The organism is Glaesserella sp. (genome assembly GCF_041814905.1).
Classification (GTDB): Bacteria; Pseudomonadota; Gammaproteobacteria; order Enterobacterales; family Pasteurellaceae; genus Glaesserella.
Window position 1 is genome coordinate 1 of the sequence record NZ_JBGXYA010000045.1, and the last position, 12500, is coordinate 12500.

Consider the following 12500-nt stretch of genomic DNA (forward strand, 5'->3'; position numbering starts at 1 on the left):
AGAATTCGCTCCGTTTTTACGCGACTATAGCTCAGTTGGTTAGAGCACCACCTTGACATGGTGGGGGTCACTGGTTCGAGTCCAGCTAGTCGCACCATTATTCCTATCGTTACTTAACGTAACTTATCGCAAAGCCCTTGACACACAAAGTTTCAAGGGCTTTTTCTCTTATTCATCGCTCTTTGTTGCTTCACGATTCCTTAAGCTACTTTTGTCGGCTTTTTAACTTTACTAACAGCGGATGCGGGTTCACTGGATTTTCAATAATCGATGCGGTACGAATCATCTCCACCGTTTCAATCGCAGCACGATTTTCTTCAATCCCAAAACCATTTCCTTCCAACACTAATTGATAATTCGGTGTATGTAAATCAGTAAAGCCGTTAGAAAACTCCAGTTCCTCGCCTTCAATCGTAATACTGCGGTAAGTGAGTTTTTCCCCTTGCACGGCATTTTCAGGTAAATGTGTTGCATCAATGGATAAAAACCATCTAACTCTTGCCCGCTCATACTCTAAATAGCCTGAGGTCGTTTTCTCGTCACGATAGTAAACTTCATTTTTAACCACTTTACCAAAGATGAAATGAAGCATATCGTAAAAATGAATCCCGATATTTGTCGCAATGCCGCCTGATTTACGGTTTACGCCTTTCCAGGATTTTAAATACCATTTTCCTCGAGATGTTAAATAAGCCAAATCTACATCAAAGACTTTATTTTTCGGGGCGGCATCGACTTTTTCTTTTAATGTAATAATGGAGGGATGTAATCTTAGCTGTAAAATAGAATTCACCTTTGTGCCGTACTTTTTCTCATATTTTGCAAGAGTATCTAAATCTTTAGCGTTTAACACTAATGGTTTTTCGCAAATGACATCAATACCGTTTTTTAATGCATATTTCATGTGAGGTAAATGTAGGTAGTTCGGCGAACAGATTGAAATATAATCCAGTTTCTTTCCTTGCAATTTTTGATCTTCAACAAAAGCTTCAAATTCTTCAAATTCAGTAAAAAATTCGGCTTCAGGGAAATGGCTGTCCATAATACCGACCGAATCATTTACATCCATTGCAACGGTTAAATTGTTACCAGTTTCTTTGATCGCTTTCAAATGGCGGGGCGCGATATACCCTCCTGCTCCAATAAGAGCAAAATTTTTCATATCAGATTCCTTGATTAAACCTTGACTTTATTCATTAAATTGACGACATTTTATTTCTATCGGTGAGTTGTGTATAACCGTGAAACGCAAGTTCCATGATATAAATCAATAGGATCGGAAGTGTTAATTTACCATTCATTGGTCATTTTCTCAATCTGTGGATTTGTCCAATCCAACGCAGATTAATCAGTGAATATTCCATATTTCTTTACAGTTGAGCCTTTAATTCATCGTAATCCGAATACGATAAATCTCCTATTTTTTCAAAAACAAGCGGTCGTTTTCAGCCAAAAATTTGCAAAAAATTGGCTGAAACCGACCGCTTGTCAACACGTTAATGCGCTTCGTCCCAGTTGTTACCGATCCCCACTTCTGCGATTAACGGAACATTCAGCTCAATCGCTTTTTCCATTTCGGCTTTAATCAGCGGAGTATAATGTTCAACGCGATCGGCTTTCACTTCAAACACCAATTCATCGTGAACCTGCATAATCATCCGAATATCATTACAATGGCGGATTGCATTATCAATCCCAATCATAGCAACCTTAATAATATCTGCTGCGGTACCTTGCATCGGCGCATTGATTGCGACACGCTCGGCGGCTTTGCGGCGGATTTGGTTGCTTGATTGAATATCCGGCAGATATAAACGGCGACCAAACAGCGTTTCAACATAGCCTTTTTCTGCCGCTTTTTCACGAATATCCAACATGAATTGTTGCACCGCCGGATAACGTTGGAAATAGAGATCCATATATCTTTGCGCATCGTTGCGGGAAATACCGAGCTGATTGGATAAACCGAAAGAAGACATTCCGTAAATCAACCCGAAGTTAATCGCTTTCGCGCTACGACGTTGTTCACTTGTAACGTCTTCCAACGGCACGCCGAAAATCTCCGAAGCGGTGGAACGGTGAATATCTTTCCCTTCGGCGAAAGCCTTAATCATATTGGCGTCATTGGCAAGGTGCGCCATAATGCGTAATTCAATTTGAGAATAGTCCGCAGCTAAAATAACATAACCTTCGCGTGCGATAAAGGCTTGGCGAATGCGTCTGCCTTCCTCGTTACGAATCGGGATATTTTGCAGGTTCGGATCGCTCGAAGAGAGTCGTCCCGTTGCCGTTACCGCCTGATGGTAGGAAGTATGTACTCTGCCCGTTTGCAGGTTGATCATCTGCGGTAATTTGTCGGTATAGGTCGATTTCAGTTTGCTCAAGCCTCGATGTTCCATCAACAACACAGGTACTTTATGTCCCATTTGAGCCAATTCTTCCAAAACTTCTTCATTGGTCGAAGGCGCACCTTTCGGGGTTTTCTTTAAAATCGGCAAACCGAGTTTGTTAAACAGAATCTCTTGTAACTGTTTGGTTGAAGCCAGATTAAACACCTCACCCGCCTCAGCGTGAACGTCTTTTTCGAGTTCTGCCAAGCGCCGTTCGATTTCTGCCGAATGCGCCATCAGCCGTTGCGGATCAATCAATACGCCGTTACGCTCAACGCGAGAAAGTACACTCGCCAACGGCATTTCAATCCGTTCGAACAGTTTCAATAATTCAGGGGATTTCGCCAATTCCGCCGACAACACTTGATGCAATTTCATCGTAATATCCGCATCTTCTGCAGCATATTCCGTTGCTTTATCTAACGGGATTAGATCGAAAGTTATCTGATTTTTACCCTTGCCGGCAATCTCTTCAAACGGAATCGTTTGATAGCCTAAATAGCGGTCGGCGAGATCATCCATATTGTGACGACCGGTACTGTTTAAGGTGTAAGATTCAAGCATTGTATCAAACGCGACGCCTTGTACATCAATGCCGTTATGCGCGAAAACGGTCAAATCGTATTTAATATTCTGCCCGATCTTTTTGATTTTCGGATTAGTCAGAATCGGGGTTAAATCCGCCAATACCTTGGCTTTATCCAACTGATTCGGGAGCATTTGTTCAATGTGATTTCCATTGTCAGACTCTTCAAACAGGTCGTCCTGCTGCGGCGGTGTTGTACCTTTATGCGCCAACGGGATATAGCATGCTTCACCATTGGCTAACGCAAAAGAAATTCCGACTAAATTTGCCTGCATGGCATCCAGATTATCCGTTTCGGTATCTAATGCGACAAACTCCGCTGATTGTAATTTTTCCAACCATTGGCTGAATAGTTTCGCTGAATTCACACACTGATAAGCCGAACGCTCAATCTCAATCTTCACCGAATTTGCAAAATTCTGCTCGAAACTGACCGCTTGTTGGGTTGCTTGATAATTATTCGGAAGCTTCTCCTGTGTGGTTAGAGTCACCGGATTATTATTCCCCATGACTTCGCTCAACCAACGTTTAAATTCATAGCGTCCGAATAGTTCGACCAATTGCTCGCGCTGTTGCGGTTGGGTTAATAACTGATCGTGGGTGATCTCTAGTTCCACATCGGTTTTAATCGTAGCTAACAAATAGGAGAGATCCGCCGTCTCTTTTTCCGCTTCCAGTTTCGGCGCAAAGTTTTTTGCCCCGCGAAAAGAGAGCGCCGCAACTTTATCCAAATTCGCATAGATCTCTTTTATCGAACCGATACCTTGTAACAAAGCAATCGCCGTCTTTTCGCCTACCCCTTTTACACCGGGAATATTATCGGAAGCATCGCCCAATAAGGCCAAATAATCGATGATGAGCTCCGGCGGAATACCGTATTTTTCAATCACGCCTTCGCGATCAAGGACGGTGTTATTCATGGTGTTGATCAACATAATATGTTCATTTACCAACTGCGCCATATCTTTATCGCCGGTGCTGATCAAGACATCTTTCCCAGCCTTTGAAGCCTGTATGGCAAGCGTACCGATCACATCGTCCGCTTCCACACCCTCAACCGACAACAGCGGAATACCAAGCGCTTTAATCATGGCGTGCAGCGGTTGAATTTGTGAACGCAGTTCATCAGGCATCGGCGGTCGGTGGGATTTATATTGTTCAAACAGCTCGTCTCGGAAGGTTTTACCTTTCGCATCAAACACGACGGCAATATGGCTGGGTTCCACCTGATTGATTAAACTTTTCAACATATTCAGTACGCCATACATTGCACCGGTCGGCTCCCCCTGTTTATTGGTTAACGGAGGAAACGCATGGAAAGCACGATAGAGGTAAGAAGAACCGTCTACCAGAACGAGAGGATTTTGCGCGATAGTTGCCATTTGAGATCTCTTTGTGTGTCAAAAATGGCTCATTATAGCGAAATCGCTCAAATTACTGAAAAGGTTTTGGGCATTACTGTAATTTGCTTGGCGCTATCAGCAATCTAACATCGCGCAGATTGCGATTTTTTTCATCTCAGTTAGCCCAACGATTTAAATTACAGGTACAATAGCGGTTTTTGAAACGAATTAGAATAATTATGGCGAAAGATATGCTTTTTTCCGCTCCGATTGAAAAATTGGGCGATTTTACTTTTGATGAGTCGGTGGCAGAAGTTTTCCCCGATATGATCCAACGTTCGGTACCGGGCTATTCCAATATTATTACCGCAATCGGTATGCTTGCTGCCCGTTTTGTTACAGATAATTCCAATGTCTACGATTTGGGCTGTTCGCGCGGCGCCGGTATATTATCGATTCGCCGTAATGTCACGGCGAAAGGCGTTCGGATTATCGGTGTGGACAACGCCGAGCCGATGGTTAAACGTTGTCGTCGTCACTTGGATGCTTACCATTCTGAAATCCCCATTGAGATTATTTGCGACGATATTCGCCATACCGAGATTCAAAACGCCTCGATGGTCGTGTTGAATTTCACCCTGCAATTTTTACCGCCCGCGGACCGTCTTGCCTTATTGACTAAAATTTATCGAGGTTTAAACCCGAACGGTGTGTTAGTGTTATCTGAAAAATTCACGTTTACCGATACGAAGATGAATGAATTGCTGATCAACCTTCATCACACGTTTAAACGCGCCAACGGTTATAGTGAATTAGAGGTCAGTCAAAAACGTACCGCTCTTGAGAATGTGATGCGAACCGATTCTATCGATACCCATAAAGCGCGTTTACAGCAAGCGGGATTCTCACAGGTTGAGCTTTGGTTCCAATGTTTTAATTTCGGTTCGATGGTAGCGATTAAGCAGTAGATGTGCGTTTGCGGTTTGCAACCGGATAACAAGCGGTCCGTTTCATTCAATAATTTGCAAATTTTTGTGCAAAACCCACCGCTTGTTACGGGCTTTTATGCTACTATTCCTCCACTTTTTTATGTAAGATTTCAATTATGGCAACAAAATCAAAATATCAAGACAAGCAACTCGATGCGTTATTAAACGATCTCATTATTACCTTAGAAAAACACAAAGCTCCGGTCGATTTATCCTTAATGGCTCTCGGGAATACGGTAACCAATATTTTGGTGACCAATATACAGAGCGCTCAACAGCGCGAGGTACTTGCCGAGGCATTCGGTTCTGCGTTAAAGAATTCGTTAAAATCAGCAAAATAGTATGTTAGAAAAAGTTCGTCACCTGTTACCTGAAAATTCTCGCCAATATCGAGAGGAAACCTCCCAACGAATTTCGTGGGGTCACTGGTTTGCCTTGTTTAATATTGTGGTGGCGTTACTGATTTCTTCCCGCTATGCCTTTAATGCCGACTGGCCGAATACGCTGTTCGGTAAACTCTATTTTTTCATCAGCCTGTTCGGACATTTCAGTTTCGTCGTCTTTGCGCTCTATCTACTGATTCTGTTTCCACTCAGTTTTGTGGTAAAAAACCATCGCACTTTCCGAGGCATTTCGGTCATTTTCGCGACGTTCGGTATGACGGTGTTGTTGGTTGATACAGAGGTATTTAAACGCTTTTATCTGCATTTATCGCCGTTAGTATGGGATCTGTTAGTGAATCCGGACGAAGGCGAACTGTCGCGCCAATGGCAGCTGTTATTTGTGCCGATGCCGATTATTTTGATGCTGGAAATGCTCTATTCCCGCTGGTGCTGGAATAAACTGCGCAGTTTTAATCGCCAAAAATGGGGAAAATATGTTGCGCTGTTTTTTTTAATCTGTTTCACCGCAACCCACTTACTCTATGCTTGGGCGGATATGTCGTTATATCGCCCGATCACCGCACAAAAAGCCAATTATCCGCTTGCTTACCCGATGACTGCACGGAGTTTCTTGGAAAAACACGGTTTGGTTGACCGATCGCAATTAGAACAAAAAATTGAAGAAAGCGGACGTTTGGACACGTTCTATCTGAATTACCCGAAAAAACCATTGCAATATACGTCTACACCCTATAAAGCCAATATAATTTTTATTAATGTCTCGGGTTTGAGTAACGATGTTATCCGACAAGACAACATGCCGAATTTAGCTCAAATCAGCACCAATTCACGCCGTTTTATCCGCCACTATACCGGAGGCGACTCAAGCGGTGCGGGAATTGCAAGCTTATTCTACGGATTAAGCGGACGTTATGTTGATGCGATTTTAAATGAAAGAGAGCCGTCAGCTTTGATTGCCACGTTACAGAAATTTGAATACCAATTCGGGTTGTTCTCCCACAACGGTTTTGATGAACCGATTTACTATCGAGCATTATTTGCTGACTTGAAATACCCGAAAGCCACTAACAATGATGAGGCAATTCATCAATGGCAGGACTGGTTGATTAACCGTGCATCGAATAAGCCGTTTTTCGGTTACATTGACTTACTTGCGCGATCCGATTCGGCGGAGCAACTCGCACAACTTGACACTCAACTTGGCAATATTTGGCAACAATTAGAGCAACAAGGGCTAACGAAAAGTACGTTGATTATTATCACCGCTGATATTGCCGATAAAACGGAACAAGCGAATAGTTTCAGTTCAAAAAGAATTCAAGTGCCGTTGTTAATGTATTGGCAAGGTGATAAAGGGGTTTATAACCAAATTTCCAGCCATATGGATATTGCACCGACGTTATTAACGCAATTTTTCGGCGTAACCTCGCCGATCTCCGACTATTCACAAGGCATTGATCTTACTAAAGAGAATGATCGTAAATGGTTGTTGGCATCCAATTACAAATGGAATGTTGCGATTATGTCCGATGGTGAACAGTTTCATATCGACCGCAAAGGGGATTTTGATTACTACAATATTCAAGGAGAAAAACAGAGTAATAACCGCCCGCCTTTAGCGCTGTTTTTACAGTTGATTCAACAAAGCAATCAATTTGTAGAGAAATAAAGGTCATTAAAGCCTGAAAACAACAGGACCGCTTATACAAGCGGTCTGTTTCTTTGATTATTTTGCAAATTTATTCATCCTGATTAATTCTACTGAACACCGCACTTTGCTGATTTTTATATTTTGCATCTTTACGGGCGTTGTATGGACGTTTTGCTTCTCCGCTCAACACTTCAAAGCTTAATGCGCCGATTGCCATATTCGGACGTAAGGCTAAAGGTAATTTTCCGGCATTAAAAAATTCCAAAACAATTTTGCCTTCCCAACCCGGATCAATACGATGTGCAGTAACGTGAACCATTAATCCCAAACGTGCCAAAGAAGAACGTCCGTCCAGCCAACCCACAATATTGGCGGGCAATTTAACCGATTCCAAAGTCGTGGCTAAGGCTAACTCCCCGGGGTGTAAAAAAAATGCACTGTCATCTGCAATAATAATTTCATCGCTCATTACCCGTTCAAGCTGTGCGGTAACTTCTTCCCGCGGACCACTTAAATCAATATAAGGTGTTGAATGCTCACGAAATACACGAAACGAATTGCCTAAACGCACATCAATAGTCGCACCGTTAATTTTATCATTGGCCGGACGTGGCGTAAGACTGATGATACCGTCATCCAAATAACGCTCAATATCGCTATCACATAGGCGCATAATTTCCCTCCAATTATTTTTTATTCAACAGTTGTTTGATTTGGGCTTTTAAAATATTGATGGCAATACGATTTTTCCCGCCTTTGGGGATAATAATATCCGCATACTGTTTGGACGGTTCGACGAACTGTAAAAACATCGGACGAACGGTTGTTCGGTACTGCTCTACGACTGATTCTAAAGTTCTGCCGCGTTCTTCCATATCACGTTGTAAACGACGGATAAAGCAGATATCCAACGGCGCATCGACGAAAATGGATACATTAATTTCGTTACGAATGCGTTCATCGGTTAATAATAAAATACCTTCTAAAATAATAATGCGTTTTGGAGAAAAGTGAGTCACACTCTTTTTACGGTTATGTTCTGCATAATCATATTCAGGAATGTCTACCGCATGACCTTGCTTCAAGTCTTTGAGGTGAGAAAGTAACAGTGTGTGATCCATAGAGTTCGGATGATCGTAATTGGTTTTTATGCGTTCTTCCATCGCAAGGTGTGTTTGATCTCGATAATACGAGTCTTCCGAAATAATTCCGATATCGTCTTGCCCTAATTCGGATTTCAGTTCTTTATAGATGGTAGAAGCGATCAAGCTTTTTCCTGATGCCGATGCTCCGGCAATAGCAATAACAATACAAGATGCATTTTCAGTCGATTGAGGCATAACAAATTCCTTTAATTGGGCTAACTTTATTGAGAATTATAGCGCAACTTTAATGAGTTTTTGAGTATAATTGCGCCCTTTATAAATAAAGGATGATGTATGGATAGTTTTTTACACGGTTTAGTTGTCTGTTTTGGGCTAATTGTTTCTATCGGTGCTCAAAATGCGTTTTTATTAAAGCAAGGTATTTTAAAACACCACGTGTTTTGGGTCGCTTTTCTCTGCTTTTTTTGTGATGTCGTGCTAATGACTATCGGCGTGCTAGGATTAGGCTCACTGATTAGTCAATCTCCTCTCGCCAGCCTTTTGCTTGCATTAGTTGGTGCCGTGTTTCTATTTACCTATGGTAGCCGTTCTTTTATGAGTGCTTATCGCGGAACCAGCCAACTGCTTTCTCAACAAACTGCCCCCAAAGGCAGTTTAAAGAAAACCATTTTGATTACCCTCGCAATTACTTTACTTAACCCACACGTTTATATTGATACGGTGGTGATCATCGGTGGTATTGGTGGCACACTTACATTTGAACAAAAAATGCAATTTTTAGCCGGAGCCCTAATCTGCTCTTTCCTTTGGTTTTTCAGTGTCGGTTACGGTGCCGGTTTTCTTTCGCCCTACTTTAAAAAACGCAGAACCTGGCAGATTTTAGATACGATTACTGGCTTAATTATGTATGGAATTGCGATCAGTTTGTTGGCTTATGTCGTCAACATCGCCTCCGACATATTTTAAAAAGAACGAATCAGATTACGTTCATTAACAACGATTTTTGCCTACGCCAAAAGGCAATAAAAAGTTTATATATTTGTTAATTATTTGTAAAAATAAGACCTATATCACAGATTTCATTTTAAATTTCAGGCATAATTTCGTTTAGGGTATCGCCTGAATGCAACGCAACACTCAATAACGTTTTATGCCGATTATCGAGATCGATAACGGTAAAATTTTGATCATTTGTAAACTCATGAATAAGGTTAGGTCTTTATGCAACATAATAATTTTGATGAATGGATTGCCTCAACCGCTCTCGGTGGCGCAAATCAATCTTATGTTGAAGAAATCTACGAGCAGTATCTTGAAGATCCTGAAAGTGTCGATGAAAGTTGGCAAGCTGTCTTTGAACAATTACCAAAAACTACCGAGGTTGAACAACCTCACTCCACCGTTCGCGATTATTTTCGCCGTTTAGCGAGAGAAAACCGGGCAGAAGCCATTACCGTTATTGATCCGGAAGCCAGCGCAAAACTGGTTAAAATTCTTCAATTCATCAACGCTTACCGTTTCCGCGGACACCTTGAAGCCAAACTCGACCCTCTTAATTACTATCGTTGGAAAACGTCCAATGTTCCCGAATTAGATTATCGCCACCACGGATTAACCGAGAAAGATCTTGAAGAAACCTTCAATATCGGTCGTTATGTTTACAACAAAGAAACGATTAAATTAGGCGAACTGGCTAACAATTTAAAAGAGACTTATTGCGGTAGTATCGGTCTTGAATTTATGCATATTCAAGATATGGAGCAAAAAAACTGGCTACAAGACAAAATGGAATCGCTGCTAAACAAGCCGCTTTTCAGTAAAGAAGAAAAAATTAACCTCCTCCAAGAACTTACCGCTGCAGACGGTTTAGAACGTTATCTTGGGGCAAAATTCCCGGGGGCAAAACGTTTCTCATTAGAAGGGTCGGATGCTTTCATCCCGATGATGAAAGAAATTATCCGCCACGCCGGTCGTCAAGGCATGAGCGATGTGGTCATGGGAATGGCTCACCGTGGTCGTTTAAACTTACTGGTTAATGTACTCGGTAAAAAACCGGCGGAACTGTTTGATGAATTTGCCGGTAAACATGCCGATGAACGCCGTACCGGTGACGTAAAATACCACCAGGGCTTCTCTTCTAATTTTGCCGTAGATGATAAGCAAGTTCACTTAGCCCTTGCGTTCAACCCGTCTCACTTAGAAATCGTTAGTCCGGTCGTTATCGGTTCCGTACGTGCCAGACAAACCCGTATTCATGATAAGGAACACAATAAAGTCTTAGCTATTACGGTTCATGGTGATTCTGCCGTAGCCGGTCAAGGGGTTGTACAAGAGACATTGAATATGTCTAATGCTCGTGGTTATAAAGTTGGCGGTACAATTCGTATCGTCATTAATAACCAAATCGGTTTTACCACATCAAACCCAAATGATACCCGCTCAACTGAATATTGTACCGATATTGCCAAGATGATTCAGGCACCGATTATCCATGTAAACGGAGATGATCCTGAAGCAGTTGCTTTTGCTGCCCGTATGGCAGTGGAATACCGCTGCTTATTCAAACGCGATATTTTCATCGATTTAATTTCTTATCGTCGTCACGGTCATAATGAAGCGGATGAGCCTTTAGCGACTCAACCGATGATGTACAGCATTATCCGTAAACACCCAACACCGCGTAAAGTTTATGCAGATCGTCTAATTGCCGAAGGGGTAATAAGTGCTGATGATGAAATCGAAATGTTGAATCTATACCGTGATGCGTTAGATAACGGAGATCGTGTCGTACCGGAATGGCGCGAAATGGATACTGCAACAATGGATTGGCTGCAATATCTCAATTATGAGTGGACGGATCCGTATGAAAATAAATTCCCGGAAGAACGCTTTCTCACGATTGCAAAACGCGTATGCGAATATCCGGAAAGCATTCGCCCTCACCCACGTGTTGAAAAAATTTATGCCGACCGTAAAGAAATGTATCAAGGTAATAAATTACTCGACTGGGGGATGGCAGAAACAATGGCGTATGCGACCTTACTTGATGAAGGTACGCATGTCCGTTTATCCGGTGAAGATGCTGGTCGTGGAACCTTCTTCCACCGCCATGCTGTAATTCATAATCAAAACGATGGTACGGGTTACGTTCCATTAACGCAATTACATGCCAATCAAGGTCGTTTTGAAGTTTGGGATTCCGTACTTTCCGAAGAAGCCGTATTAGCTTTTGAATATGGTTTTGCGACGACTGATCCGAAAACATTAACGATTTGGGAAGCGCAATTCGGCGATTTTGCCAACGGTGCACAAATCGTTATAGATCAGTTTATCAGCTCAGGAGAACAAAAATGGGGTCGGATGTGCGGTCTTGTGATGCTATTACCGCATGGTTATGAAGGGCAAGGTCCGGAACACTCTTCCGCTCGTTTAGAACGTTATTTACAACTTTGTGCCGAACAAAATATGCAAGTATGTGTGCCTTCCACACCGGCACAAGTTTATCACATGTTACGTCGCCAAGCGTTACGCAAAATGCGCCGCCCATTAGTCGGTATTTCGCCAAAATCGTTATTACGTCATCCGCTTGCTGTTTCAACTTTAGATGAGTTAATCAACGGTGAATTCCAAAATGTTATCGGCGAAATCGATAATTTGGATCCGGCAAAAGTCAAACGTGTTGTGATGTGTTCAGGTAAAGTTTACTACGACTTACTCGAACAACGCCGAGCCGACAACCAAACGGATGTAGCAATTATTCGTATTGAGCAACTTTATCCGTATCCACACGAAGATGTGAAAAAAGCGATGGCGCCATACGCTCACGTAACAGATTTTGTATGGTGTCAGGAAGAGCCTCTCAACCAAGGAGCGTGGTATTCAAGTAAACATAATTTCGAAGCCGATTTACCGGAAGGGGCAAAACTCAAATATGCCGGACGCCCGGCTTCAGCATCACCGGCTGTAGGCTATATGTCGCTACATACTAAACAGCAAAAACAATTAGTTGCAGATGCGTTAACAATTTAAAA

The 12500-nt window shown here is 42.3% G+C and carries 9 protein-coding genes and 1 tRNA gene; 6 read left to right on the plus strand and 4 right to left on the minus strand.

Features of this window, described 5'->3' with window-relative positions; translation table 11 throughout:
* Window positions 1–20: 20 nt before the first annotated feature.
* Window positions 21–97, plus strand: a tRNA-Val gene (locus ACEYJ7_RS06615).
* A gap of 108 nt (window positions 98–205) precedes the next feature.
* On the opposite strand, the gene ACEYJ7_RS06620 is transcribed toward ACEYJ7_RS06615, so the two are convergent.
* Window positions 206–1162, minus strand: a complete 957-nt coding sequence (locus ACEYJ7_RS06620; RefSeq protein WP_373778287.1) for a Gfo/Idh/MocA family protein — start codon at window positions 1160–1162, stop codon at window positions 206–208.
* 334 nt (window positions 1163–1496) lie between these two features.
* Window positions 1497–4358 (minus strand): DNA polymerase I, encoded by a 2862-nt coding sequence (polA, locus tag ACEYJ7_RS06625; RefSeq protein ID WP_373778288.1) that lies wholly within the window; start codon window positions 4356–4358, stop codon window positions 1497–1499.
* Window positions 4359–4558: 200 nt separating this feature from the next.
* Here polA and cmoA point away from each other — a divergent pair, with 200 nt between their 5' ends.
* The 3 genes from cmoA to ACEYJ7_RS06640 all read left to right on the plus strand — a co-directional run bounded on the left by cmoA (window position 4559) and on the right by ACEYJ7_RS06640 (window position 7381).
* Window positions 4559–5287, plus strand: coding sequence for a carboxy-S-adenosyl-L-methionine synthase CmoA (gene cmoA, locus ACEYJ7_RS06630; RefSeq protein WP_373778289.1), 729 nt, complete (start codon window positions 4559–4561; stop codon window positions 5285–5287).
* Between the two features lie 137 nt (window positions 5288–5424).
* Entirely contained in the window at window positions 5425–5649 is a 225-nt protein-coding gene (locus ACEYJ7_RS06635) for a DUF1414 domain-containing protein (RefSeq protein WP_373778290.1), read from the plus strand.
* 1 nt (window position 5650) lies between these two features.
* Window positions 5651–7381, plus strand: coding sequence for a DUF3413 domain-containing protein (locus ACEYJ7_RS06640; protein ID WP_373778291.1), 1731 nt, complete (start codon window positions 5651–5653; stop codon window positions 7379–7381).
* 70 nt (window positions 7382–7451) lie between these two features.
* Here ACEYJ7_RS06640 and dcd read toward each other — a convergent pair whose 3' ends face one another.
* Window positions 7452–8036, minus strand: a complete 585-nt coding sequence (gene dcd / locus ACEYJ7_RS06645) for a dCTP deaminase (protein WP_373778292.1) — start codon at window positions 8034–8036, stop codon at window positions 7452–7454.
* Between the two features lie 13 nt (window positions 8037–8049).
* On the minus strand, window positions 8050–8703 hold the full coding sequence (udk, locus tag ACEYJ7_RS06650) for a uridine kinase (protein WP_373778293.1): 654 nt from the start codon (window positions 8701–8703) through the stop codon (window positions 8050–8052).
* A gap of 99 nt (window positions 8704–8802) precedes the next feature.
* Between udk and ACEYJ7_RS06655 the strand changes: the two genes are divergently transcribed.
* Together ACEYJ7_RS06655 and sucA are read left to right on the plus strand one after the other, a co-directional pair.
* Window positions 8803–9435 carry a LysE/ArgO family amino acid transporter gene (locus ACEYJ7_RS06655; RefSeq protein ID WP_373778294.1) on the plus strand — a complete coding sequence of 211 codons (633 nt, stop codon included), beginning with the start codon at window positions 8803–8805 and terminating at the stop codon, window positions 9433–9435.
* A gap of 255 nt (window positions 9436–9690) precedes the next feature.
* Window positions 9691–12498 carry a 2-oxoglutarate dehydrogenase E1 component gene (gene sucA, locus ACEYJ7_RS06660; RefSeq protein ID WP_373778295.1) on the plus strand — a complete coding sequence of 936 codons (2808 nt, stop codon included), beginning with the start codon at window positions 9691–9693 and terminating at the stop codon, window positions 12496–12498.
* Window positions 12499–12500 lie beyond the last annotated feature (2 nt).

Excerpts from the sequence above, each read along its gene's own strand:
- sucA (WP_373778295.1), top strand. The coding sequence starts at position 9,691 with ATGCAACATAATAATTTTGATGAATGGATTGCCTCAACCGCTCTCGGT.
- ACEYJ7_RS06635 (WP_373778290.1), top strand. The coding sequence starts at position 5,425 with ATGGCAACAAAATCAAAATATCAAGACAAGCAACTCGATGCGTTATTA.
- cmoA (WP_373778289.1), top strand. The coding sequence starts at position 4,559 with ATGGCGAAAGATATGCTTTTTTCCGCTCCGATTGAAAAATTGGGCGAT.
- dcd (WP_373778292.1), bottom strand. The coding sequence starts at position 8,036 with ATGCGCCTATGTGATAGCGATATTGAGCGTTATTTGGATGACGGTATC.
- ACEYJ7_RS06620 (WP_373778287.1), bottom strand. The coding sequence starts at position 1,162 with ATGAAAAATTTTGCTCTTATTGGAGCAGGAGGGTATATCGCGCCCCGC.
- ACEYJ7_RS06655 (WP_373778294.1), top strand. The coding sequence starts at position 8,803 with ATGGATAGTTTTTTACACGGTTTAGTTGTCTGTTTTGGGCTAATTGTT.
- udk (WP_373778293.1), bottom strand. The coding sequence starts at position 8,703 with ATGCCTCAATCGACTGAAAATGCATCTTGTATTGTTATTGCTATTGCC.
- ACEYJ7_RS06640 (WP_373778291.1), top strand. The coding sequence starts at position 5,651 with ATGTTAGAAAAAGTTCGTCACCTGTTACCTGAAAATTCTCGCCAATAT.
- polA (WP_373778288.1), bottom strand. The coding sequence starts at position 4,358 with ATGGCAACTATCGCGCAAAATCCTCTCGTTCTGGTAGACGGTTCTTCT.